3 protein-coding genes are annotated in these 2,978 nt (G+C 43.7%); 1 reads left to right on the top strand and 2 read right to left on the bottom strand.

The window, feature by feature from the left end; genetic code table 11:
• The coding region (locus GYX26_RS11130; protein ID WP_238791290.1) for an autotransporter domain-containing protein at positions 1-834 on the top strand (834 nt) is incomplete at its 5' end.
• A gap of 46 nt (positions 835-880) precedes the next feature.
• Here GYX26_RS11130 and pgl read toward each other — a convergent pair.
• Positions 881-1,576 (bottom strand): 6-phosphogluconolactonase, encoded by a 696-nt coding sequence (gene pgl / locus GYX26_RS11135; RefSeq protein ID WP_174829303.1) that lies wholly within the window; start codon positions 1,574-1,576, stop codon positions 881-883.
• Positions 1,577-1,859: 283 nt separating this feature from the next.
• Positions 1,860-2,978, bottom strand: a 1,119-nt coding sequence (locus GYX26_RS11140) for an autotransporter outer membrane beta-barrel domain-containing protein (protein WP_174829304.1), incomplete at its 5' end; no start/stop codon positions are given.

A 2,978-nucleotide genomic window follows, 5' to 3' on the forward strand; every position in this document is an offset into this window, starting at 1 on the left:
CGGCTTCAGCTTCTTTTAAAATGGATACAATCTGATGTTCAGTCATTTTTTTCATGTTTAAATCCTCTGTGGGTTAATGAAGAGAATTTTCTACTTCGAGGCTGTACTATTTTAGGGGATAGTTACAGTTTGACTACGGCAGGCTTCAAGCAGAAGTCTTACAGTCTGCAATTAGGTTATGATCATGTTCTGCCATTGGGTGATGGTGAGAATAATCAGACGTATCTGGGTGCTTTTGTGGGACAAGGGCATTCAAGTGTGGATTTTAATGGCAATTATAAAGATGGTAATCTGAAGGCGATAACTACTGGTATTTATGTTGGCTGGCAAAATGCCGGCGGTTGGTTCGCAGATGCGGCTTACCGATACAGCCATCTGAAAACGTCTGCCAGTAAGATGGATAATTCTACATGGCATGCGAATAGTCTGAATGCTCAGTTGGGCAAGGATTTCAATCTGGCTGATAAGTGGGTGGTTACGCCGAAGTTCGGGATGACGGTAGGCCGGTTATCTGGTGATGAATATACCAACAGTACTACTTTTTATCGCAGTAAGCTGGGAGCCGCAGTTAAAACTTCATTTGCTTTGAATAAGGTAAGTTTGAATCCTTATGTAGGTGCATATTGGCTGCATGATAAAAGTGGGCTGGGTCATGCTGTTGTTGATGATGAAAATCTGCGTATTGCCGGTGCTGGTAACAGTGGTTTGTATGAAGCTGGTCTGGGGGTGGATTTTGATCACAATAATCATGCTGACTTTAAGCTTAATTATGCCAATGGTCAGAAAACCGAACAGAAATTCGGGGTTAATCTGAATTACCGTTATTCGTGGTAAAAGGGAATTTGATTTTAGGTATTGCGCCAGCTTTGCTGGCGCATTTTTATTGTGCCAGATAAATCTGTATTTTTGGTTGCTGCTGTAATACAGCTCGGATGGGCATTTGGTCTGTATCGTTGCCAGCTAATGCCTGCTGAAATACCTGTTGCTGTTTTTTCCCTACTAGCTGGAGATATAGATGACGGCTATTGAGAATAACCGGCAGGGTTAATGAAATACGCTTATGTGGGGCAGTGAGAGGCTGCATATCAATAACCATTCTGTTGGAATGCATATCCAGTCCTTTGCTGAGGTTTTCTGCATGGGGGAACAGTGATGCTGTGTGGCCATCTTCACCCATTCCTAATACCAGTACGTCTATTGGTAAGGGCAGGGCTTGCTGTAATCGGGTGTGGATTTCATCGATACTGTCACCGGGGGTATCGGCTATGGTTTTAAGGCTGATGAAATGTGCATTTTTGGCCAGATTCTGTAATAAATACGTACGCATTAAACGCTCGTTGCTGTCTTCATGCTCTTTGTCTACCCAACGCTCATCTACTAAGGTGATATGGATTTTTTCCCAAGGTAGGAGTGTGCGGCTTAATATCTGAAGCAGCTCTATAACGGCAGGTCCACCGGAAAGTGCCAGTGATGCCTGAGAACGCTGGGCAACTGCTTGTTGTAGGTTATTGCTGATGGCAGTAGCCAGAGCTGTGTTCATTGCGGTGCGTGTTGGGTATTCATGGGGCTGATACATGGTTATTTCCTCTGTTTGTTTCAATGTATTTTTACGCAGAAAATGACAAGCTGTAATGATGGAGTTGTATGCGGTATTTTCTGTTTACGATTTAAAGTTTGTTTTGGGGTATTGAAGCTAGTTCAATTATTCTCGGGTAGCGGGTTAATATGCTTTTTAACAGGGTAATTGTTGTTAAATAATTCAATATATTTGATATTTCTGTTATCCGGGTAAGCAAATTAAGGTCAAATCCTTGTGAGGGATTTGACCTTGATGGTGACATATCTGGTTATTTGCTTGGTTACCAGTTAACTTTCAATCCTAGAGAACCGCTTAGCGGTGCTTTTACTCGTGCATTACCGCCGTTGGACCAGGTATGGCCGATTTCGCTGTACATTTTTATTCTCTCATTAATATCGTAGGTGGCACCTATGGCTAGTTCTGTACTGGTATGCGCAGCACCGGAATGCAATGTCGTTGCTGCGATATTGGCGCTGTAGGTGGTTCGATCTGCTCCATCAGGTGAGTAGAATACGTTAACACGGGTATAAGGGTGCAGTGTACCTTTGCCAAGTTGATAGCTGCCTTGTATGCGTCCGCCTAATCTGAACAGCCATGCATTATTATGATTGTGGCTGACGCTGGTGCGGCCGCTGATATCAGTGTCGTTTAAATCTAGCCACTGATGCACTATTTGTACTTGCGGTTCTATTTCCCAGTTGCTGTTGCTAAGGGTAAATGGTTTACCTGTTTCGATTGATGCGGTGAAACCATGGCCTTTCTGGGTGCTATTGTTATTACCATTGGGTTTGATGTCGACATGATGGTGTGCGCCTTGCAGGACGATATCAAGATAGGCACCGTTAGAATAAACATAATTACTATAGACTCCGAGGAAGTAGGATTTTGATGTGTTTTTGCCTACTTTGCCATATATGCCGCTGGCAAAGCCATCAACATTCATATCACTGTAGATATAACCTAAATAACCACCTATCCGCCAGCCTTGATTGTTCCAGATGTCACTACCAAGTTGCACGCCGGCATAGTTGCCAGTGGAATGAGCATCAGGAATACCGTCTTGCCGAATATCAGTTCGACCGGAAATGATGTGTCCCCAGCTCATGCGTTCATCTGGTGTTGGTGTGGCGCCAATCCTTTGATGCATATTGCCCAGCATGATGATATCAGTTTGCCGGAGTTGGGCAGCAACAGCAGCATACAGAGGAACTTCTTTTCGGTAAGTAGGTTTTAGTTTTGATGAACTATTACCTTTTTCTGGTTGGGTTGGGTTATTCGGGTTATTCGGGTTATTCGGGTTATTCGGGTTATTCGGGTTATTCGGGTTATTCGGGTTATTCGGGTTATTCGGGTTATTCGGGTTATTCGGGTTATTCGGGTTATTCGGGTTATTCGGGTT

The organism is Snodgrassella sp. ESL0253 (assembly GCF_013344965.1).
Taxonomy (GTDB): Bacteria; Pseudomonadota; Gammaproteobacteria; order Burkholderiales; family Neisseriaceae; genus Snodgrassella; species Snodgrassella alvi_B.

Excerpts from the sequence above, each read along its gene's own strand:
- pgl (WP_174829303.1), bottom strand. The coding sequence starts at position 1,576 with ATGTATCAGCCCCATGAATACCCAACACGCACCGCAATGAACACAGCT.